This is a genomic window from Halalkalibacter sp. HAAS-P014, from assembly GCF_056619965.1.
In genome coordinates, this window is record NZ_JBWQTV010000027.1 from 1 (window position 1) to 21217 (window position 21217).

The window sequence follows — 21217 nt, forward strand, 5'->3', positions numbered from 1 at the left end:
CGAAGAGGTCACACCCGTTCCCATGCCGAACACGGTCGTTAAGCTCTTTTGCGCCGATGGTAGTTGGGGGCTTCCCCCTGTGAGAGTAGGACGTTGCCAGGCAGTTAAAAGACAATCCAATGGATTGTCTTTTTTTAGTGTGCAAAAATAGCATGCTGTGGTACTACAGTCGAAAGCTATAGCAGCATTTTTTAGGGGATTAATGAATATGTCCTTTCTATTGGCCGGTAGGGTTAGTACTAACCCATTGATGTTTATGATAGCAATTTCTTAATATTAGCGCGAAAAGTAGAAGGTTGGTACTGCTTAAATCGGTGGCCACTTCCTATAGAGGTTGAGTCAAAGATTAATTTTTACATCTTCTGACTCAACCTCTATTCTATTTTTCATCATAATTGAAATAGAATCACTTATGTTTGTTTGGTCAATATCATTAAATTCAATATTAACTTTGTTTAATCTCTTTAATCTCTCTCTCAAATCATAAAGTTTTTAACTTCAAAATCTTACAATTTCATACAATTTTTTTACAGCTATGCATTGATTATTGTTGTAATAGTGTACAAAACTGTATGTTCCCGTACATCGCCGTTCCAATATGTAAAAGATAGTCGACAATTGTAAAACGATTGAAACAGGGGTTTGTACAATTTTGTAGAAGTCAGTGTTATAAGGTAATCGGTATACAAATATTAAATCAACTAAAAACAGGGACGGTGATCGGTATGTTTAAATGGATGCCATATAAGGAACAGAATCATTGTGAGAAAAAATTGATAAAGGTTATGAAACGATTGAAAATTGAAAACTATACCTTTAATTATGATCGTAACAGTTGTTTTATTGAATTTCATTATCAGGCGAATTTATATAGGTTGGAACACTCGATCCAACAAGCAAACGATAAAGGTCTAATGATGTTACGAAACGGATTGGATTGCTTAACAGAGTTGATCGAATCTCTTGAAGATCTATCTCAAATCATTGAAAGAGGAACTTATAATCTTGATACTTGGTTATCTGGAATGAAGCAGGTCTCAGCAGCAGAAGAAGAGTCAGAATATTTAGAAGAGGTGCATATAAGATATAAATCAGTAGGGAACCAAAAATATCCTGAGTACAATAATGAAGAGGACTTTATTCATGTCGCACCAGGGCCATCATTAGAACATTTTGATAATAGCCGTATTTTTCAACGTGCTCAAGGTAAGTAGAGAGTAGGATAAATCATCATAATGTGATACGTTCAGACTAACATAGGTTAATCAAAGGGAAAGGCAGTCTCTTCATGGATTTAGATCCATGAAGAGACTGCCTTCGTTTAGATAGCTCCTATAAGCTGTAATAATACTCGTACAGCAAGTGCACTTACTATTAGTAAAATGATTCCGTAACGAATGTTTTCTACTAGTGTATTATTATAAAGACCGAGCTTTTTCTTTTTGTTTGATAGTATCCAAACGAATCCAACAATGATTGGCAGAAGTAATCCATTTAATGCTTGAGCAGAAATAATTAATTCGATCGGCATTTGTCCAAAGAAAAATACAATTAAAACTGGTAAAATCGCCGTAACGATCATAATAGCTCGGTTAATATGAGCTTTAGCATTTTCTGACGTTCCCAATGCTTGACCGAATAATAATGGCTGTACACTTAAGTTGAATAATCCAGATGAAAAACCTGCAGCCCATAATCCTAAAGCAAAGAGGATACCAGCGTATTGGCCTAGAACTGGAGTAAGTTGACCAGCCATGTCGCCAGCATTTGTTACAGTTGCTCCTGTACCATACAATGTAGCCCCTGCACAAACGAGAATTGAAAGTGTAATAAACGCTGTGATGATAAAGTTTACACGAAGGTCGGCATGAGCGCGTCTAATTTTTTCAGTTTGACTAATTGATTGGTCTTGGCTGTATTTTTTCTTTGTGAAAGCAGATAGAGCTAGCACAGTATTTGGTGGTAAAGTTGTAGCGATGAGCGCTAATACAAGCCAGTAATCTCCACCTGGAATTTGAGGTGAGAAACCGGTTGTGGCTACTTCGCTAAAATTTGGTCCTGCGGCAATAACTGTAATAAGAAAAGCGACCGCCATGAGTACAATAATAGTACGGTTAATGTTCTCGATTAATTTATATACACCTATTAATGAAATGGCAAGTGCCCCAAAGGATTATATCGCAACCCATGCTACAAAAGGAACACTTGGAGCAAAGAAGTTAAGGGCCATTGCTGCTCCTAAAAAGTTCCCTGCCTGAAATGCCAAAGCTCCGATTAAAAGAGCGATATAAAGAAAGATTGCCCAACCTTTGCCGATCTCATTTCGAACGCCTTCCATTGCTCCAGAGCTGGTTAGAATGGTCCATTTAATGACAGGTTTTTGTACAAAGTAAGCAATTAAGCAAGCCAGAACGATAATCCAAGCAGCCTGGAAACCGTACGTTGCCCCTGTTACAGAAACTGTTGTGACAGTTCCTGGCCCAACAATGGCAGCCGCTACAATAGCGCTAGGTCCCCACGCTTGCCACCATGGCCTTTTTTCAGTTGATGATGTTGTTGCTTTCATCTCTACCTCTTTACGTAAAGCATTTCCCATCCCACTCACACCTTCCGTAATGTATATAAATATTTGTTTTTAATTACGTTGATATAAATTATTTAAGCATGAAATTTCTTTATGTTCTTTGAGGTTGTCACATTATCTACTGATGTTTTTTGAAGACTGTTTTCGTAAAGATTGTTGTTATAAGAAAGTTTTTACTCGTAGTGAAATGAAGTGGAAGTCACTCGACTCCTGTGGGATTTAGAGGTAGGGGCGAGACCCCACAGGCGCAGCCGAGGAGGCTCGGCACCTCCTAGCGGGTGCGAGTGACTGGAGCGAAATGGAACGAACATGTGAATACACGCAAGCCCAAAAACAACAAAGTATGCGAAAAAGCCTTTTTAAAAAATCGGCCTTTTGATACAGTTTGCTCCTGTTTTACAGTAGCTTTCATTTGAACTGCCTTTTTAGCTAACAATCATAAAATCTTGACTAGGATAGGCACATACCTATAAAAAATGAATAGATTAAAAGTATAGTAATGTATGAACTGTTATTGAATAGCCGATACTGGTGTCAGGGGTGATGGATATGCCGAAGACGAAAACAATGAAAGTGCGGCTAGGTAAAAATTGTACGATTTGTGGGAAAAGAGAAGCAGAAGGATTACAAGTAATGAATACAATTATCTGCTCTTCATGTGAACATGACCTAATCAATGTAGATGAATGCGATGAGATCTACGATTTGTATGTAAGAGAGATGAGAACATTATCAACTAATTTTATACAGTAATAGGAAAAGCAAGCCGATGATAGGCTTGCTTTTCTTTTCACTACACATTGAAAATGCTGACAGCGTTTCTTAACATGGGTAGGAAAGTGAAGTATCATAGTATTAAAACGTGAATAAAAGGAGAATTTAGTTGAAGCGTATTCCGATTCCTTTAATTGAAGCTATACAAAAACATAAAGCAAACAATCCAGTATCGTTTCATGTGCCGGGCCATAAAGGTGGGTCTGTTTTTCATCCTGCTCTCTATCAGGATTTTCATAAGGTTTTAGCTTATGACGTAACAGAACTTGAAGGACTTGATGATCTACATGCTCCGAGTGGTGTGATTCTTGCTGCTCAACAAGAGGCGGCACGATTTTACAATGCTAAGGAGACACTTTTTTTAGTTGGGGGCTCAACAGTTGGCAATTTAGCAATGTTGTATGGTTCATTTGAGCGTGGAGATAAAGTATTTGTACAACGTAATAGCCATAAATCTGTCTTTCACGCTATTGAACTTGCCGGACTTGTGCCTATTTTCTTACCTCCACTCATTGATTCAGAATCAAACTTAGCTATGGGAGTTACAAAAGAAACATTAGTAGAAGCTATTAGACTGTTTCCAGAGGCAAAGGGGGTAGTTCTTACCCACCCGAATTACTATGGAGTTAGTATTGATTTAGAAGCAACAATACAGTTTGCAAAGCAACATAACTTGCTTGTGTTAGTGGACGAGGCTCATGCTGCTCATTATAGTGTAGGGACGCCTTTTCCTGAATCTGCATTATGCATAGGTGCTGACGTTGTTGTTCAATCAGCCCATAAAATGTTACCAGCTTTAACAATGAGTTCATTTTTACATATAAGCAAGAAACTAAATGACGATCACCGACATAGGATAAAGAAAGCACTAACGATGTTTCAATCTAGTAGCCCTTCTTACTTATTAATGGCCTCATTGGACGGGGCAAGAGCGTATCTAGAATCTTTAACAAAAGTCGAAATAAGTACAATTCTAGCAGGGATTGAGGCGATAAAAAAAGAATTATCTACTATTAAGCAATTTAAGATAGTAAATTGGCAAGACAGCTATCTTTCCGATCCGTTAAAAGTTACAATAAGGACAACAACGCATTTATCCGGTTACGAGCTTCAAGATCTTTTTATGAAAAATAATCTGAATCCTGAACTTGCTGACGAAAAGCATGTCCTGCTAGTTTTCGGACTCGAGAACACGATAGTGCCAAAACGAGAAATTGAGTCTCTTCGTTTAGATTTACAGCATTATAATGTCATAGATGAAGACGAATATGTTAAATCTCCTGAAGTTGAAATGGCTATTAAACAACTAGAGATGAAAAGTGGTGAGCTTCACCATTTTTCAAAAAAAAGGGTACCATTAGAGGGTTCAATAGGGTGTATTGCTGCAGAGTCAATTATTCCTTATCCACCTGGTATTCCACTTATTTTACCAGGAGAGCGAATAGATGAAAAAGCATTGAAACAAGTGAAAAAGCTGTTAGCAGCAGGAGCTATTTTTCAAGTAGAACACGGCTTGCAAAATGTTCTCGTTATTGATTCGGAGGAAGACAATGAATAAAGGTTTATTTATAACAGTAGAAGGTGGAGAAGGGGCAGGCAAGACAACTGTCTTAGATAACATCGAATATGATTTACTAAGTAAGGGCTTAAATGTGGTTCGAACACGAGAACCCGGTGGGATTCGCATTGCCGAACAAATACGCACAATCATTTTAGATGTTGAACATACAGAAATGGATAGTCGAACAGAAGCGCTACTTTATGCAGCTGCAAGAAGACAGCATCTCATTGAAAAAGTAATTCCAGCTCTCGAACTAGGAAAAGTTGTCCTTTGTGATCGGTTTCTTGATAGTAGTCTTGCTTATCAAGGTTATGCAAGAGGAATTGGTTTTAATGATGTCAAAGCGATTAATGAATTTGCAATTGAAGGCCATATGCCAGATTTAACGTTGTTTTTTGATGTTGATCCTAAAATTGGGCTTTCGCGTATCCAAAATGACGGTGGACGTGAAGTGAACCGACTTGACCAAGAAAAGATGGAGTTTCATGAGAACGTAAGAGAGGGATATTACAAGGTAATGGACGTCTATCCTAATCGAATCAAAAGTATCAATGCAAACCAAGACATTGAGTCCGTCTATCAGGATGCGATAAAAGAAATTAATCTCTTTGTAGAACGCATACTTTAGGGATAAAGGAGCTGTCAAAGATGAAGTTAATTATGGCTGTTATTCAAGATAAAGATAGTAATCGACTTTCTGATGCATTGGTAAAGGCAAAGTACAGGGCAACGAAGCTTGCTAGTACGGGGGGCTTCTTAAAAGCTGGTAATACTACATTTTTAATTGGGACAGAAGATGAAAATGTAGCAGACGTGATGTCTTTGATCAAAGAAAACTGTCAGAGTCGTGAACAGTTAGTAGCGCCAATTTCACCAATGGGTGGCAATGCTGACTCTTATGTTCCTTACCCGGTGGAAGTTCAAGTAGGAGGCGCAACTGTGTTTGTCTTGCCAGTCGAGGAGTTTGAGCAATTTTAAAGGTGTTGAAATAATGGAAACATGGAATGAATTAAAAGAAATACAGCCTAGAGTGATCGACTTACTTGTCAAAACTCTTGAGAAGGATCGCCTGGCCCATGCCTATCTATTTGAAGGAAGCAAAGGAACAGGTAAGCGAGTAGTAGCTCTTCATTTAGCGAAGAGCTTCTTTTGTGAAAATAGAAATGAGTCCGATCCATGTCTAACTTGTTCTAACTGTAAGCGAATTGAGAGCAGTAATCACCCAGATGTGCATCTGATTGAGCCGGATGGACTGTCCATTAAAAAGCAACAAGTTGAGCATTTACAAAAAGAATTCTCATACCGTGGAGTTGAATCGGCGAAAAAGGTTTATATTGTTGAGCATGCAGATTTAATGACCATTGGAGCAGCTAATAGTATTTTGAAATTCCTAGAAGAACCAGCAACCCAAACGCTAGCTGTACTTATAACAGAGCAAGGTAGTAAAGTACTACCAACGATCCATTCACGCAGCCAACATATGACATTTGCCCCGTTATCAAGAGTCAAATTTTTAGACAAGCTTACACAGGCTGGAAACTCTAACACAATTTCCAGTTTATTGGCTAGTTTAACAACAAGTTATCATGAGGCAATGGAGCTATTAGAAGGAGATTGGATTGCACAAGCACGAAGCGTAGTGATACAATTAATGGAGGAGCTCTATACTAGACCTACTCAAGTACTTTTTACACTCCAAGAAAAGTGGTTGCCACTTTTTAAAGAAAAATCGCAACTAGACTTAGGGTTAGATATGATTCTTCTATGGTTGCGGGATTTGTTGTTTACAAAGGTAGGAAAAGAAGACTCTTTAACTTATATTGATCAAATTGATCTATTACAACAGCAAGCACTCACTAGTTCGCAGGATAAAATTAGCCAGAAGATGTCGGCTGTTTTGTTTGCGAAAAGACAGCTTGTATCAAATGTAAATCCTCAACTATTGATGGAGAAGCTGTTGCTTAATATACAGGAGGGGTAAAGATTGCATCAAGTTGTGGGTGTTCGCTTTAAAAAAGCGGGCAAAATCTATTATTTCTCACCTGGTTCATTTCAGTTGGAGAAAGGAGAAACGGTTATCGTTGAAACATCTAGAGGTGTTGAATTTGGCCGAGTTGTGATCGGTACAAAAACAGTCGGAGAAAACGATGTCGTTCTTCCATTAAAGCAAGTCATACGTATTGCTACGGATAAAGATAAATTAGTTGTGAAGGAAAATGTTGACGCAGCTAGGAAAGCGTTTGAAGTTTGTACAGAGAAAATCGTCGAACATAAGCTTGATATGAAGCTAGTAGATGTAGAATATACATTTGATCGTAATAAAGTTTTGTTCTATTTTACAGCGGATGGTCGAATCGACTTTCGAGAGCTAGTCAAAGATTTAGCAGCTATTTTCCGTACAAGAATTGAACTACGCCAAATTGGAGTACGTGATGAGGCAAAAATGCTTGGTGGCATTGGCCCGTGTGGACGAGTCTTATGTTGCTCTTCTTTTTTAGGTGACTTTGAACCAGTTTCAATTAAGATGGCAAAGGATCAAAGCTTATCGTTAAATCCTGCAAAGATCTCAGGACTTTGTGGCAGGCTCATGTGTTGCCTTAAGTACGAAAATGACATGTATGAAACGGCTAAACAAGAGTTACCTGACATTGGAAAACGAGTTATGTCGCCTGAAGGAAAAGGAAAAGTTATTGGGCTAAACTTATTAGAACGACTAGTACAAGTTGAATTATTCGATGGGGAGCGTATAGCTGAGTTCACATTGGATGAATTAATGAGTAAAGAGGGCGTGCCGACTGAAGCCACAGAATGATGAGGTGGGAGCATCGTGGACAAAAAAGCGATTTTTACACAGGTGAGCCAATTAGAAGAACGGCTAGGTGAACTGCACCATGAGTTACGTGGATTAAAAGAACAGTTGGCTTACTTAATAGAAGAAAACCATTCCCTTCATATTGAAAATGAAAATCTTCGCAAACGTCTTGAGGCTCAAGAAGAGACTGAGGAAATAGGGAAAGAGAAAAAGAAAAGTGCTAAAAAGCCTTTTGTCGGTGAAGGTTATGATAATTTAGCAAGGTTGTATCAAGAAGGTTTCCATATTTGTAATACCCATTATGGTAGTATTCGTCCAGATGGAGACGATTGTTTATTCTGTTTATCATTTTTACATCAAAAGTAATAATTAAAAGGGGGCAGATCTTTCGTAATGTTGAGAGGTCTGCCTCTAGTTTTTGCATCTAAACTAGAAAGGAGCTTCTATAAAAGTGAAATTGTTAGAAGGGGAACGATTAGACTATATAGCAGGGACCGACTTAAAAGTGATTCAAAGTCCACAAGTTTTCTCTTTCTCGATTGATGCTGTGCTTCTCGGTAGGTTTGTTCAAGTGCCGATACAAAAAGGAAAGATTCTCGATTTATGTACAGGCAATGGAGTTATTCCTCTTTTGTTTACAACAAGGACAAAAGCAGACATCATTGGAGTAGAGATTCAAAAACGTTTAGTTGACATGGCTAGGCGTACGATTGAGGGAAATGAAATACATAATCAAATTCGTTTTGTGGAAGCAGACCTTAATCAAATGCCTAGTGACATACAACATTCATCCTTTGACGTTGTAACGTGCAATCCACCTTATTTTGAAACGTTCACTGAACATGAACGAAACCGAAATGAACATTTAGCGATTGCTAGACATGAGATTTATTGCTCTTTGGATGATGTCATCCGTGTATGTAGTCAATATGTAAAGCAAAAGGGAAAAGTGGCTCTTGTTCACCGGCCAGAGCGTATGACTGATATTATGACATTGATGCGTCAGTATCGAATTGAGCCAAAGCGTATTCAATTTGTTCACCCGAGGGAAAATAAGGACGCGAACATGGTATTAATAGAAGGAATTAAAGATGGGAAGCCCGGTGTTGTTTGTCTACCTCCAGTTGTCGTTTATAATGATCAAAGCGAATATACAGACGAGTTTCGTTCTATTTATATTGGAAACTCGCGTTAGAAAGGATTTTAGAATGAACCAACAAGCAAGCTTTTTAAATGAAGGAGCAGAAGGGGTATTGTATTTAGTACCGACACCGATTGGAAACTTGGAAGATATGACATTTCGAGCTGTTAGAATTCTGAAGGAAGCAGACTTGATAGCAGCCGAAGATACACGTCAAACGAAGAAGCTGTGCAATCATTTTGAGATTGAAGCACCACTTGTCAGTTACCATGAACATAATCGCAAAAAGGCAGGGCAATCTCTTATTGAAGAAATAAAGGGAGGCAAGGTCGTAGCACTTGTCAGTGATGCAGGTATGCCTGCTATTTCCGACCCTGGTGAAGAGCTGGTCCAAGATGCGTTAAAGGAAAACATAAAAGTAATTTCACTTCCTGGAGCAAATGCAGCATTAACAAGTTTAATTGCGTCAGGATTGTCGACTGAACGCTTTGAGTTTATCGGGTTCTTGCCACGTCAAAATAAACAACGCGAAGCAATGCTGGACGAACTAAAAGCAAATAAATCAACCTTATTATTTTATGAATCACCACACCGCATTAAAGAAACAGTAGAGGCAATGTACAAAGTATTAGGGAACCGTAAAATAAGCATAAGTCGTGAACTAACTAAGAAATTTGAAGAGTTCCAACGAGGTACGCTAGAAGAAGCAATTGAATGGGTCAAAACAGGAACGGTGAAAGGAGAGTTTTGTTTAGTTGTGGAAGGTAGTACTGAACAACAAGCAGAAGACCACTGGTGGGAAGCATTAACAACCGATCAACATGTCAATCACTATATCGAACTCGGTATGTCCTCAAAAGAAGCAATCAAACAAACAGCACGCGAACGCAACCTCCCAAAACGCCAAATCTACAACGAATACCATAGATAGAACAAAAAGGGTGAACTTCCCTTTTTGTTCTATCTAAGCAATGAGCGAAGCCGGCGTAATGCATTTAAGCCATTGGGGCGTACTTCCCGAAAGGCGCACGCCGAGAGAAGCCAATGCTCATAATCGAGAAAGCTAGGACGAATAGAACAAAAAGGGCGACTCATTTAAGAACATACCAGTGGTAGAACGTAAATGGGTCACCCTTTTTTAAACTTATTAAGCTTGAGTTGAACGAGCAACAAATTCTTGAAGTTCTTTAATGATTTCTTCTGCACCTTGTGGGCTTAAAACAATCTTTCCATTTGCAATTGAAAGGTTTTGATCAGAAACTTCACCAGTAACTTGGCAAGTCATATTAGGCTTGTATTTCTTTAAAACAATACGGTCATTATCAACGTAAATTTCAAGTGCATCCTTTTCTGCGATATCAAGTGTACGACGTAGCTCTATTGGAATTACAACACGACCTAATTCATCAACCTTACGAACGATTCCTGTAGATTTCATTAATAGTGTCTCCTCTCAGACTAAAACAATTTCTATAACTCTTGTCATTTTTCGACAATTTTCTTTATGTTCTAAGAGTACCAGTAACTCTAAATCAAGTCAAATACTTTTTTAGAAATTTTTAGGATAGTAATAAATTACCAATTATCTTGAAACCATTGTCATTATGCGTAATTGAGCTAGGGGTGAAAAAAGTTAAATGTTAAAAATAAATGAAGAATTAGTAACAAAACTAAAAGAAGTAAATGAAAATCTTAACGATAATTATCGAAGTACGTTGAAAGATAAAACGAATATTCGACAAAAACTTCGACAATCAGCTGCAGAAATTCGACATTTACAGCGACTTTCGACAGAAGCATTAACATCTTGGTTAAATGGAAAAGAATTGGCGGCGGTTGATGGTTCTGTTAATCAGACAAAAGGCGAGGTTCCACATGTTCTTTATTTATTTCAGGCACTTGCAAAAACAACAAGTGGGTACCAATGCCAATCATCAGATGTTTTTTCTCCTTTATTACAAGACGATTTAGATGAAGATGAGCGTACTCCTGCAAACTACCGTGCCCACTTGTTAGCAAAGTTAGAGTTGCAAGTAGCTCTGCAACTCTTGGAAGAACAGCCATTAGCGATTCTTCTTATGGATGGTGCACTGTATCATTACCGAATTGATGCTCCTGAGGAGTGGGCGATCTTAAGAAGTAAAGCCCTTGAAAAAAATGTTTTACTCGTTGGTGTATCTGAAGAAATTACAACTGAAAATCTAGTAAAATTAGAGTCATTCGAACAGTATAGGAAACAACCTCATACGTATGACCGTGACCTTCTATTTGGTGTTCTGAACCAAGAAGAGATGGTTTTTATTAAACAGATTCAAAGCAAAGCAGGGTTAGAATCTGTCTGGGTGCGTCTATCATCTGACCCTGTTATTACAGGATTTGATTTGTTAGAAGAACAAGCTGCCTATAAAGAGGAGGTTGCTAATCTATTATTAACTTTAACTCCTCGAAATGGTCGAGGGATCCCCCTCTGGCTGGATCATGTTGATAAAGAAGTTAGAGTAACAGATAAACTAGTAGAAGCATTAATTGAACAATATATAGATCCAGAATTAAGAAAACGGTTCTTCGAAAAGAAACGAAAAGCGAGACCGTACTAATCAGAGCCCCTTTACACTGGGGTCTGACCCCGAATCGGGCAAACCAAAGAATAAAGGAGGAATCTTATGCAAATCGTAGGTGTCACTACCCAACATGAAGTATACGTTGCATCCAACACACACAAATTTCGGATGAATGAAATGCTAGTCATAGAGGACGAGTCTTTGTATCAACCAAAAGGAGAAGTAGTTGAGACGTTCTCTTATAACCGGTATATTCCGATGGGGTTCGATAAAGGAATAGCAGATGAGCAAGTCTTAAAAACATTAGAGCATATTGGTTATGATATCGGAGCTGATGATATCCACCTGGCGAAAGTGCGTTTGTTTGAAGAGGCCGTACAACCAATTCAAACGGGCTCTCGTGTGAGGCACCCACATTTTGACGAAATATCCTCTTTACTAGTTAAAACGGCTCCTGAGGATGGACTTGTGTTAGGAGAAGTAAAATCAACTGATTTTATTGATTCGACATTACCTGAGAATCTTAAAGGGTTATTACATATTCAAGATCACGACGGTGTTCGAGAACAAAATGGTGTTCCATTTATTTTCGACATACGAGCGATGCAGCAGTACCCACATATCGGTGTGTTTGGAGGTTCAGGCTCTGGAAAGTCTTTTGGCCTTCGTGTCATGTTAGAGGAACTAATGAAATTGCAAATTCCAACACTCGTATTTGATCCTCATTTTGAAATGAACTTCTCTACGGAAGACACTTCTGTTCAAGGCTCCCGTTCCTATCGTGAGCACTATACCGTTGTACAAATTGGGCAGGATGTCGGGGTGGATTTTTCAGCTTTAACAACAAGAGATGTTGAAAGACTTCTTTCTGCTGCTGGCTCGCTAACGGAGTCGATGATTAATGTTATTCAAACCGTTCATAAACGAAAAGATAGTTATCAATCGTTCAGTGATCGTATTGCTAACCTAGCAGAAGCATTAGAACTTGGTAAACAAAAAATCGATGCGATGTTGCATGATGGTGGGATGAGCAGGGACGAAATTTCCCGTTTTGATACATTCAAGAAGTTATTGGACCAATACGGGAGCTTGCCACTTGCTTCCATCAAAGGAATTCAGTGGCGTGCTAATCGCCTATACCAAGCAGGACTTTTCCAACAAAATATTAGAGCAATTGAACAAGGCATTCATTCAGGAAAATTGGTTGTTATACAAGGGGCCGTTTGGCTTTTGCAAGTGTTCTCAAGTTATGTGATCGGTGCGTTATACGGGAAACGGAGAACCTTTAGAGATGCGAAGCTACAACAGAAGCAAGGAGATTTTTTCCCTCCGTTTGTTGTCGTAACGGATGAGGCTCATAATTTTGCCCCAAAAGGGTATGATGCACCAGCGAAGTCGGTTCTAAAAGAAATTGCTCAGGAAGGTAGAAAGTATGGTGTCTTTCTCATTTTCGCTACACAGCGTCCAACATTATTGGATGAAACGATAACAGCTCAGTTGAATTCAAAGTTTGTTTTCCGGACAGTTCGAGGCACGGATATTCAGACGATTAAGGAAGAGACGGATTTAACACATGATGAAGGGAAGCGCCTTCCTTATTTACGCTCGGGTGATGTCTTTGTTTCATCGGCTATTATGGGGAGAACGATGGCTGTTCGGATTCGCCTAGCCCATTCAGCCAGTCCACATACATTAAATCCATTTGATGAGCTCAAGGCAATGAAAAAACAGGATTCAGAACAGTTGTTGCAAGCTCTTGATGCCTATTTTCCACTTGCAGAGATGAATATTATGAGTCAGCTTACGAAATTGAATCAAGATGCCGAGAAAAACTGGGATGTTCAAACATGGAAAAAAGAACTTGACCGGTTAAGTCATGAAGGGGTTATAAAAAAAGAGAAAACGCCATTTGCAACACTGTACAATCGCTCTTGACTATAAAGGTTGAATTAGGTATATTTTGGTTAGATTTTTATCATAATGAGAATATACAATTAGCGCGTAAAGATTTAAACTACGACAAGCATTAAAAATGAAGATTAAGTCCGATGAAGGGATGAGTACAAGTAGCAATCTATAGGTAGCAATTGCTATGCAGAGAGCCGGGGGAGCTGGAAACCGGTATAGATTCTAGTTGGAAGATGGTCCTGGGAGGAGCTTACTTTCGAGTATGGCATCGTGCCATATAAGGGAGTGACGTTGCTGGCGTTAACAGAGGAAGTCTTAGACTTCATGAGCCTTTTTGTTGTGAGATAAAAAGGAAATTTGGGTGGTACCACGTGAGAAATGCTCTCGTCCCGATTCGGACGAGGGCTTTTTGGTATGGGGAAAAAGGTGAAATATAGTTTCGTAATACATAATGAAGGCCCAAGTTGTTCAATTATTTTTCAAAATTTAAGGAGGAACTATTGTGACAGAACAAAAAAAGACATTTTACTTAACGACTCCAATTTATTATCCAAGTGATAAGCTTCATATCGGACATGCTTATACAACGGTTGCCGGCGATGCTATGGCACGTTACAAGCGTTTACGTGGATATGATGTTCGCTTTTTGACAGGAACGGATGAGCATGGACAAAAAATTGAAACAAAAGCAGCAGAAAAGGGACAAACTCCTCAAGAATTTACTGATCAAATTGTTGCTGGTATTCAAGACCTCTGGAAAAAACTTGATGTATCTTATGATGATTTCATTCGAACAACTGAAGAGCGCCATAAGAAGGTAGTCGCACAAATTTTTGAACGGTTATTGGAAAAAGGTGATATCTATTTAGATGAATATGAAGGTTGGTATTCCATCCCTGATGAAACATTTTATACAGAACGCCAATTAGTAGACCCAGTTAAAAATGAGAATGGTGAAGTGATTGGTGGAAAGAGTCCTGATAGTGGCCATCCAGTGGAAAAAGTACGTGAGCAATCCTATTTCTTTAAAATGAGTAACTATGCTGATCGCCTTTTGCAGTTTTATGAGGAAAATCCTGACTTTATACAACCAGAGTCAAGAAAAAATGAAATGATTAATAATTTCATTAAGCCAGGGTTAGAAGATTTAGCGGTTTCTCGTACATCATTTAAGTGGGGCGTACAAGTTCCGAGTAATCCTAAGCATGTTGTCTATGTTTGGATAGACGCTCTTTCTAATTATATAACAGCGCTTGGTTATGGAAGCGAAAATGAGGAACTATATAAGAAATATTGGCCTGCTGATGTACATTTAGTAGGAAAAGAAATCGTGCGTTTCCATACGATTTATTGGCCTATTATGCTCATGGCACTGGATTTACCATTACCTAAGAAAGTATTTGGCCATGGCTGGTTATTAATGAAAGATGGAAAGATGTCAAAATCAAAAGGTAATGTCGTTGATCCAGTACCTTTAATTGACCGTTATGGATTAGATGCGCTTCGCTATTACCTCCTTCGTGAAGTTCCATTTGGTTCTGATGGTGTGTTTACACCAGAAGGGTTCATTGAGCGTGTGAACTATGATTTGGCCAATGATTTAGGAAATTTACTAAATCGAACAGTCGCGATGATTAATAAATACTTTGATGGAAAGATCCCTGAGTATGTAAAGGATGCAACTCCATTTGATGCGCCTCTTGTTAAGTTAGTGGAGGAAACAGTTACAAACGTCGAAAATGCGATGGAAGAGATGGAGTTTTCGGTTGCATTATCAGCAACTTGGCAATTGATCAGTCGTACGAATAAATATATTGATGAGACTCAGCCTTGGGTCCTAGCAAAAGATGAGGCAAAGAAAGAAGAACTAGGGTCTGTGATGTATCATCTTGCGGAGTCACTACGCCAAGTATCGATTATGATTCAGCCATTTATGACAGAAACACCAAAGCGTATTTGGAAGCAGTTAGGGCTTACAGAAGAAGTTACAACATGGACAACTTTAGAAAGCTTTGCTCAAATTCCTAGTGGAACAACAGTTGAAAAAGGAGAACCGATTTTCCCTCGTCTTGATATGGAAGCTGAAGTTTCACATATCGTAGAAATAATGGGTAGCACGAAAAAAGTAGCAGAAGCGCAAGAAGAGGTACCCGAAGTTGAGGAAAATGAAATTACAATTGATGATTTTACGAAAGTTGAACTTCGTGTAGCTGAAGTGCTAAGTGCTGAACCAGTAAAAGGGGCCGACCGGTTATTGAAAATCCAGTTAGATCTTGGTTATGAGAAACGTCAAGTAGTCTCTGGTATAGCAAAACACTATACACCAGATGAATTGACTGGGAAGAAAGTCATATGTGTAACGAACTTAAAACCAGTAAAATTACGTGGTGAATTGTCACAAGGAATGATTTTAGCTGGGTCTAAAGGAAAGAAATTACAGTTGGCAACCATTGATGGAAGCCTGCCAAATGGAGCACAAGTAAAATAATGAATAAGGTTGTCTCAATGTCCTAGCCCCAAAATAGTAAGCAGGTGTATACATAGACTACGTATACAAAAATGTACTATAGGGTTAGTTCATGACGAGACAACCTTTTTGATTCATTACTAGCAATGAAAGTGACTATGTGATTTAGTTCATTGTAAAGTTTATCTAATCATGAAAGGATGTAATAGCGTGTTATTTGATACTCATGTACATTTAAATGCAGATCAATTTGATGAGGATTTAGAAGAAGTAATTGAACGTGCAAAAGAAAGTGGAGTCGAAAATATGGTTGTTGTCGGTTTTGATGAAAAAACCATTAATCGCGCTTTAGGCCTAGTTGAAAAGTATGATTTTTTGTATGCGGCAGTTGGCTGGCATCCAGTTGATGCTATTGATATGACAGATGATCATTTAAAGTGGTTAGAGGAGTTAAGTTCCCACCCGAAAGTAGTCGCACTTGGAGAGATGGGGTTAGATTATCACTGGGACAAATCACCAAAAGATGTACAAAAAGATGTGTTCCGTAAGCAAATTCGCTTAGCAAAGAAAGTAAAGCTGCCAATTGTGATCCATAATCGCGAAGCAGATCAAGATATTGTCGATATTCTCAAAGAAGAAGAGGCAAATGAAGTTGGTGGGATTATGCACTGCTTTGGAGGGAGTGTGGAAATTGCAAAGGAATGTTTAAAGCTGAATTTTCATATATCACTTGGAGGACCTGTAACATTTAAAAATGCAAAACGTCCAAAAGAAGTCGCAAAAGTCGTACCGTTAGACCGTTTGTTAATAGAAACTGATTGTCCTTATCTTGCACCCCATCCATACCGTGGGAAGAGAAATGAACCGGCTTATGTCAAACTAGTAGCAGAACAAATAGCTGAACTGCGAGACATTACGTTGGAGGAGTTAGCTATCCACACAACAGCAAATGCAAAACGAATTTTTGGCATATCTTGATAAGAGAATTTAGCTATATTTGACGAGGCTTGTCTAAATTTAAAACCATTCGAAAAGGTTCTACAGGCATAAGTAGGTGCATAGAGTGGACGTGTCGATAATTTTTTGTTTTCTTTGTAGGCATTTTATTGGATAATAGGGTCAATGCGGCGTGAAAACAAAAATAGTAAAGTTGACAAAAGGAGGTACAGTGTTTATAATTCGGACGTTGAGAAGGGGGAGTACATTGAGATGGAAACAAACAGGAGCCAACTCCTTCCTGCTATAGGTTTTGGGAAAAAGTTGGTAATCTCCGTTATCAGTCTCATTCTCTTTGTAGGCGTGATTTTGTACGCTGTATACGAGACGACTAAAGCAACAGTAACAATCTCTGCAAATGGAGAGGAAGTTACAGTGAAAACACATGCATCTACCGTTGCTGAACTGATGAAGGAGCAAGAATTAGATGTTCAAGACTATGATTTAGTAGAACCGGGCTTAGACACAGAAATTGCTAGTCATATGACTATTTCGTGGGAGCAAGCAAAGGAAGTCTTTGTTACAATGGCAGGGCTTGAAGAGCCGGTTTGGACGACCGCAGAAAATGTAGAACAACTGGTGGAAGAGTTGAAAATTGATTATAAAGAAGAAGACATTATCACACCAGATTTAAGTGAAGAAATAACTGATAAAATGAATGTATTCTATGAATCTGCTTTTCAAGTTGAGCTTACTAGTGATGGACAGCAGCAAGAATATTGGACAACTTCGACGACTGTCGCTGACTTTTTAGAGAGAGAGAGTGTTACATTAGGTGAGCTTGATCGTGTTGAGCCAGCTTTAGATAAACGGCTTAACCAAGAATCAGAAATTCAAGTAATACGTGTAGAAAAAGTCACCGATGTGGTGGAAGAGGCTGTAGCTTTTGGTACAGTCACAAAAAGGGATGACGGGTTACAATCAGGAAAAGAAGAAGTGGTGGAAGCTGGAGAAGAAGGAACTGTTGAAAAGCGTTATGAAGTTGTGCTTGAAGACGGAGAAGAAGTATCTAGAGAGCTAGTTGAGACAAAGACGGTCAAGGAAAGCAAGGACCGTATTGTAGCAGTTGGAACTAAACCTGCGCAACCAGTTTCTCGTGGGACGAATACAAGCGCAGGTTCAAGCTCAAGCTCTGAGTCGAGTTCAAATTCAAATTCAAGCTCTAGTTCAAGTTCCAATTCAAGTAATGGCCGCTCATTTACGGTTTCTGCTACAGCATATACTGCCAATTGTAGTGGATGTAGTGGGGTAACTGCTACAGGGATTAATCTTAATAACAATCGTAATATGAAAGTAATTGCCGTTGATCCGAATGTAATTCCTTTAGGATCTCGCGTTCATGTAGAAGGCTATGGTGAAGCTATAGCTGGTGATACAGGTGGTGCGATCCGAGGGAATAAAATCGATGTTCATGTACCGACTAAATCAGATGCCTTTAGTTGGGGAACAAGAAGTGTTAAAGTAACCATTCTAGATTAATATATATTGAGCACAGTGTGGTTTCCACCCTGTGCTCTTCTTTTTGTGGCTATTTTCGTAAAGGTTGTTGCTGTTAGAAGTTTTTAATCGTAGTGAAATGAAGCGAAAGTCACTCGACTCCTGTGGGATTTAGAGGTAGGGGCGAGACCCCACAGGCGCAGCCGAGGAGGCTCGGCACCTCCCCACGGAAAGCGAGTGAATGGAGCGAAATGGAACGAACATGTGAATACAAGCAAGCCCAAAAACAACAAAGTATGCGAGTCAGCCTTTTAAATAAAAAATATAAGTGTAGATCTATCCTACATAATTGGACTACAATAAATTTATTTTATTCGGTTTTCAGGATACAATAGGACTAGCATAATGGTTAGGGGTAAAGTATGAAAATTAAAGAAGTGATTGTCGTAGAAGGCAAAGATGATACAGTAGCAATTAAGAGGGCTGTTGATGCGGACACGATTGAGACGAATGGGTCAGCTGTTAGTGAGAGCACGATTGCGCAAATTATTCTTGCTAAAGAGCGCCGAGGGGTTATTGTATTGACCGACCCAGACTACCCAGGTGAAAGAATTAGAAAGATTATTAGTAATCGTGTTCCAGATTGCAAGCATGCCTTTTTACCGAAAAAAGATGCAATCTCAAAAAATCTTGACGATCTTGGTGTTGAAAATGCAACACCTGAAGCCATTCGTCAAGCATTATTGCATGCTAAAGTAGAAGATACAGAACATACGGAAATAATTGATTGGCAAGACCTTCATGCAGCAGGTCTGATTGCCGGCCCGAAATCAAAAAAAAGAAGAGAGCGTCTTGGAGAGCTGCTTCATATTGGATATGCAAATGGGAAGCAGCTTCATAAGCGACTGCAGACATTTCGAATCACGGCAGATGAATTTCAAGAAGCGATCCAACGTGTGTTTGAGGAGGAACAAGAATTATGTTAAAGGATATTGCAACACCGGCACGTACAAAAGAGATTTTAGAGAAATTTGGCTTTAGCTTCAAAAAGAGCTTGGGACAAAACTTTTTAATTGATACAAATGTTTTACGAAATATTGTAGAGGCAGCATCTATAACAGAAAAAACAGGAGTAATCGAAGTCGGACCGGGAATTGGGGCATTAACTGAACAATTAGCAAAACAAGCACAAAAGGTTGTTTCTTTTGAAATTGATCAAAGGTTGCTCCCTGTTTTAGATGAAACACTTAAGCCATACGACAATGTTAATATTATTCACTCAGATGTGTTAAAGGCAAATATTCATGAAGTGATTAACGAACAATTTCAAGGAATCGATGACATTATGGTCGTGGCAAACTTACCCTATTATGTAACAACGCCGATTTTAATGAAATTGTTAGAGGAACATCTCCCTATTCGGGGGATTGTCGTGATGATTCAAGCCGAGGTAGCTGATCGAATAGCAGCTAAACCAGGTACAAAAGAATACGGATCGTTATCAATAGCCGCGCAATACTTTGCTGAAGCTGAGCGCGTTATGACTGTTCCAGCAAGCGTATTTATACCACAGCCACGAGTTGACTCTGCAGTGCTGCGCTTAACAATCCGAGAGGAACCTGCTGTAGATGTATCGGATGAAGATTTTTTCTTTCGAGTGTTTCATGCTTGCTTTGCGAATCGTAGAAAAACAATCTTAAATAATCTTGTTCATAATTTAGGTCCAAAAGAAAAAAAGCAGGACTTTGAAGAAGCATTACATGAAGCAAGTATTGACCCTAAACGTAGAGGGGAAACTTTATCACTTCAGGAATTTGCTGACCTAAGCGAGTCTCTTTTAAAAAGATTACCTAAAAAATAGCACACTAGCCCTCTTTCTCACATATTTTAAGTGGAGAGGAGGCGTGACAATGAAGTTGAATAAAGGGGATATCGTCGCTCGCCTTTCGTATCAATGTGACTTGTTGTTTCGAATTGTAGAAGTGTATTCAGATTTCGTTGAACTTGCTGGGGAGGATATGCGCTTGCTTGCTGATGCCCCGATTGAGGATGTTGTCATCGTTTCAGAAAAAGAGCGAACAGCGCATCAGAAAAAAGCAAAGGAACTGGAGGAAAATTCTTATTTGCTTTTTAGGCAAGATGCGAAATTGATGAAACAGCGTGGTGATTATCAAGTTACATCTGGATACCAGAGCGAATCGAGTTATTTTGAGTTACGTGGGCGTGTACTTCATATAGATGGAGATGGCCTTTACCTTCGCAAATGCACCGAGTTATATAATAAATTAGGCGTTCCTGTGTATGGCGTCCATTTACATGAAAAGGAAATGCCTGAACAAATTGGTTCTTTGCTTGAAATGGTTAAACCAGATATTGTAGTCGTTACTGGGCATGATGCTTATTTGAAGTCAAAGGGCGATGCTCGTGATGTACGTTCTTACCGAAATACAAAGTATTTTGCTGAGTGTGTAAGAATTGCAAGGAAACATTCATGGAACCGTGATGAGCTTATTGTTTTTGCCGGCGCGTGCCAGTCTCATTTTGAAACATTGATAAAAGCTGGTTCGAACTTTGCCAGCTCTCCTGATCGTGTTAATATTCATGCTCTTGACCCTGTATACATCGCAGCTCGAGTTAGCTTAACATCATTCATGGATCGTGTAAGTCTCTCTGACGTTCTTCGTAACACAATCACAGGTGAAAAAGGATTAGGTGGAGTTGAGACAAAGGGCGTAATGCGGCGCGGCATGCCAATGAAATATGATCACGAATAAATAAGGCCTGCTAATTGTAATCGAACCTAGTACGTTCGGTTACAATTAGAGGTCTTTTTTTAGTTTCTGCTCGACGATGAACGTGCCACACTGCCTAAAAGAGAGCGAACAAGTTGGCAGGCCTCGCGCGTCGTGCGGATGTTGAGGAGACCACTCAACCTGCTTAAAGGCAGACGCTGGTTGCGTTCATTGGGAAAGTAGC

The 21217-nt window shown here is 39.1% G+C and carries 19 protein-coding genes, 1 rRNA gene and 1 pseudogene; 19 read left to right on the forward strand and 2 right to left on the reverse strand.

Annotated features, from left to right (window positions below; translation table 11 throughout):
- Together rrf and AC1FXZ_RS20160 are read left to right on the forward strand one after the other, a co-directional pair.
- Nucleotides 1–102 (forward strand): 5S ribosomal RNA (gene rrf, locus AC1FXZ_RS20155); the annotation flags it as partial.
- Between the two features lie 623 nt (nucleotides 103–725).
- Nucleotides 726–1214, forward strand: a complete 489-nt coding sequence (locus AC1FXZ_RS20160; RefSeq protein WP_480057003.1) for a hypothetical protein — start codon at nucleotides 726–728, stop codon at nucleotides 1212–1214.
- A gap of 107 nt (nucleotides 1215–1321) precedes the next feature.
- Here AC1FXZ_RS20160 and AC1FXZ_RS20165 read toward each other — a convergent pair.
- Nucleotides 1322–2596, reverse strand: a pseudogene (locus AC1FXZ_RS20165) (Nramp family divalent metal transporter).
- A gap of 537 nt (nucleotides 2597–3133) precedes the next feature.
- On the opposite strand from AC1FXZ_RS20165, the gene AC1FXZ_RS20170 reads away from it, so the two are divergent.
- From AC1FXZ_RS20170 to rsmI, 9 genes are all read left to right on the forward strand, one after another.
- Nucleotides 3134–3337, forward strand: a complete 204-nt coding sequence (locus AC1FXZ_RS20170) for a sigma factor G inhibitor Gin (RefSeq protein ID WP_480057005.1) — start codon at nucleotides 3134–3136, stop codon at nucleotides 3335–3337.
- Nucleotides 3338–3467: 130 nt separating this feature from the next.
- Nucleotides 3468–4916: an aminotransferase class I/II-fold pyridoxal phosphate-dependent enzyme gene (locus AC1FXZ_RS20175; RefSeq protein WP_480057007.1), complete on the forward strand. Its 1449-nt coding sequence runs from the start codon at nucleotides 3468–3470 to the stop codon at nucleotides 4914–4916.
- Nucleotides 4909–5547 (forward strand): dTMP kinase, encoded by a 639-nt coding sequence (gene tmk, locus AC1FXZ_RS20180; protein ID WP_480057009.1) that lies wholly within the window; start codon nucleotides 4909–4911, stop codon nucleotides 5545–5547. The genes AC1FXZ_RS20175 and tmk overlap by 8 nt, the downstream gene beginning before the upstream one ends.
- Nucleotides 5548–5567: 20 nt before the next feature.
- On the forward strand, nucleotides 5568–5897 hold the full coding sequence (locus AC1FXZ_RS20185) for a cyclic-di-AMP receptor (protein WP_480057012.1): 330 nt from the start codon (nucleotides 5568–5570) through the stop codon (nucleotides 5895–5897).
- A 13-nt stretch (nucleotides 5898–5910) separates the two neighbouring features.
- The gene (gene holB, locus AC1FXZ_RS20190) at nucleotides 5911–6900 is read left to right on the forward strand and encodes a DNA polymerase III subunit delta' (protein WP_480057014.1); all 990 of its coding nucleotides are present in this window, start codon (nucleotides 5911–5913) and stop codon (nucleotides 6898–6900) included.
- 3 nt (nucleotides 6901–6903) lie between these two features.
- On the forward strand, nucleotides 6904–7731 hold the full coding sequence (locus AC1FXZ_RS20195; protein ID WP_480057016.1) for a PSP1 domain-containing protein: 828 nt from the start codon (nucleotides 6904–6906) through the stop codon (nucleotides 7729–7731).
- A gap of 15 nt (nucleotides 7732–7746) precedes the next feature.
- Complete coding sequence (yabA, locus tag AC1FXZ_RS20200) at nucleotides 7747–8097, forward strand: DNA replication initiation control protein YabA (protein ID WP_480057018.1); 351 nt, start codon at nucleotides 7747–7749, stop codon at nucleotides 8095–8097.
- An 85-nt stretch (nucleotides 8098–8182) separates the two neighbouring features.
- Nucleotides 8183–8926, forward strand: coding sequence for a tRNA1(Val) (adenine(37)-N6)-methyltransferase (locus AC1FXZ_RS20205; RefSeq protein ID WP_480057020.1), 744 nt, complete (start codon nucleotides 8183–8185; stop codon nucleotides 8924–8926).
- A gap of 13 nt (nucleotides 8927–8939) precedes the next feature.
- Entirely contained in the window at nucleotides 8940–9803 is an 864-nt protein-coding gene (gene rsmI / locus AC1FXZ_RS20210) for a 16S rRNA (cytidine(1402)-2'-O)-methyltransferase (protein ID WP_480057022.1), read from the forward strand.
- A 216-nt stretch (nucleotides 9804–10019) separates the two neighbouring features.
- On the opposite strand, the gene AC1FXZ_RS20215 is transcribed toward rsmI, so the two are convergent.
- Complete coding sequence (locus AC1FXZ_RS20215; protein WP_480057024.1) at nucleotides 10020–10310, reverse strand: AbrB/MazE/SpoVT family DNA-binding domain-containing protein; 291 nt, start codon at nucleotides 10308–10310, stop codon at nucleotides 10020–10022.
- 199 nt (nucleotides 10311–10509) lie between these two features.
- Between AC1FXZ_RS20215 and AC1FXZ_RS20220 the strand changes: the two genes are divergently transcribed.
- From AC1FXZ_RS20220 to yabG, 8 genes are all read left to right on the forward strand, one after another.
- Nucleotides 10510–11469, forward strand: a complete 960-nt coding sequence (locus tag AC1FXZ_RS20220; protein WP_480057026.1) for a DNA double-strand break repair nuclease NurA — start codon at nucleotides 10510–10512, stop codon at nucleotides 11467–11469.
- Nucleotides 11470–11535: 66 nt separating this feature from the next.
- Nucleotides 11536–13368 (forward strand): ATP-binding protein, encoded by a 1833-nt coding sequence (locus AC1FXZ_RS20225; protein WP_480057028.1) that lies wholly within the window; start codon nucleotides 11536–11538, stop codon nucleotides 13366–13368.
- A 475-nt stretch (nucleotides 13369–13843) separates the two neighbouring features.
- Complete coding sequence (gene metG / locus AC1FXZ_RS20230; RefSeq protein WP_480057030.1) at nucleotides 13844–15829, forward strand: methionine--tRNA ligase; 1986 nt, start codon at nucleotides 13844–13846, stop codon at nucleotides 15827–15829.
- Nucleotides 15830–16018: 189 nt separating this feature from the next.
- A complete protein-coding gene (locus AC1FXZ_RS20235; protein ID WP_480057032.1) occupies nucleotides 16019–16786 on the forward strand; it encodes a TatD family hydrolase in 768 nt (255 codons plus the stop codon).
- Nucleotides 16787–17017: 231 nt separating this feature from the next.
- The gene (locus AC1FXZ_RS20240; protein WP_480057034.1) at nucleotides 17018–18283 is read left to right on the forward strand and encodes a ubiquitin-like domain-containing protein; all 1266 of its coding nucleotides are present in this window, start codon (nucleotides 17018–17020) and stop codon (nucleotides 18281–18283) included.
- Between the two features lie 380 nt (nucleotides 18284–18663).
- Complete coding sequence (gene rnmV / locus AC1FXZ_RS20245; protein WP_480057036.1) at nucleotides 18664–19227, forward strand: ribonuclease M5; 564 nt, start codon at nucleotides 18664–18666, stop codon at nucleotides 19225–19227.
- On the forward strand, nucleotides 19221–20102 hold the full coding sequence (rsmA, locus tag AC1FXZ_RS20250; RefSeq protein WP_480057038.1) for a 16S rRNA (adenine(1518)-N(6)/adenine(1519)-N(6))-dimethyltransferase RsmA: 882 nt from the start codon (nucleotides 19221–19223) through the stop codon (nucleotides 20100–20102). The genes rnmV and rsmA overlap by 7 nt, the downstream gene beginning before the upstream one ends.
- 49 nt (nucleotides 20103–20151) lie before the next feature.
- Nucleotides 20152–21015: a sporulation peptidase YabG gene (yabG, locus tag AC1FXZ_RS20255; protein ID WP_480057040.1), complete on the forward strand. Its 864-nt coding sequence runs from the start codon at nucleotides 20152–20154 to the stop codon at nucleotides 21013–21015.
- The last annotated feature ends 202 nt before the right edge of the window (nucleotides 21016–21217 follow it).

Bases quoted from the DNA above. Each gene is read 5' to 3' on its own strand.
- tmk (WP_480057009.1), top strand. From the start codon at position 4,909: ATGAATAAAGGTTTATTTATAACAGTAGAAGGTGGAGAAGGGGCAGGC.
- rsmI (WP_480057022.1), top strand. From the start codon at position 8,940: ATGAACCAACAAGCAAGCTTTTTAAATGAAGGAGCAGAAGGGGTATTG.
- AC1FXZ_RS20225 (WP_480057028.1), top strand. From the start codon at position 11,536: ATGCAAATCGTAGGTGTCACTACCCAACATGAAGTATACGTTGCATCC.
- AC1FXZ_RS20160 (WP_480057003.1), top strand. From the start codon at position 726: ATGTTTAAATGGATGCCATATAAGGAACAGAATCATTGTGAGAAAAAA.
- AC1FXZ_RS20220 (WP_480057026.1), top strand. From the start codon at position 10,510: ATGTTAAAAATAAATGAAGAATTAGTAACAAAACTAAAAGAAGTAAAT.
- rnmV (WP_480057036.1), top strand. From the start codon at position 18,664: ATGAAAATTAAAGAAGTGATTGTCGTAGAAGGCAAAGATGATACAGTA.
- AC1FXZ_RS20185 (WP_480057012.1), top strand. From the start codon at position 5,568: ATGAAGTTAATTATGGCTGTTATTCAAGATAAAGATAGTAATCGACTT.
- rsmA (WP_480057038.1), top strand. From the start codon at position 19,221: ATGTTAAAGGATATTGCAACACCGGCACGTACAAAAGAGATTTTAGAG.
- AC1FXZ_RS20240 (WP_480057034.1), top strand. From the start codon at position 17,018: ATGGAAACAAACAGGAGCCAACTCCTTCCTGCTATAGGTTTTGGGAAA.
- AC1FXZ_RS20170 (WP_480057005.1), top strand. From the start codon at position 3,134: ATGCCGAAGACGAAAACAATGAAAGTGCGGCTAGGTAAAAATTGTACG.
- AC1FXZ_RS20215 (WP_480057024.1), bottom strand. From the start codon at position 10,310: ATGAAATCTACAGGAATCGTTCGTAAGGTTGATGAATTAGGTCGTGTT.
- holB (WP_480057014.1), top strand. From the start codon at position 5,911: ATGGAAACATGGAATGAATTAAAAGAAATACAGCCTAGAGTGATCGAC.
- yabG (WP_480057040.1), top strand. From the start codon at position 20,152: ATGAAGTTGAATAAAGGGGATATCGTCGCTCGCCTTTCGTATCAATGT.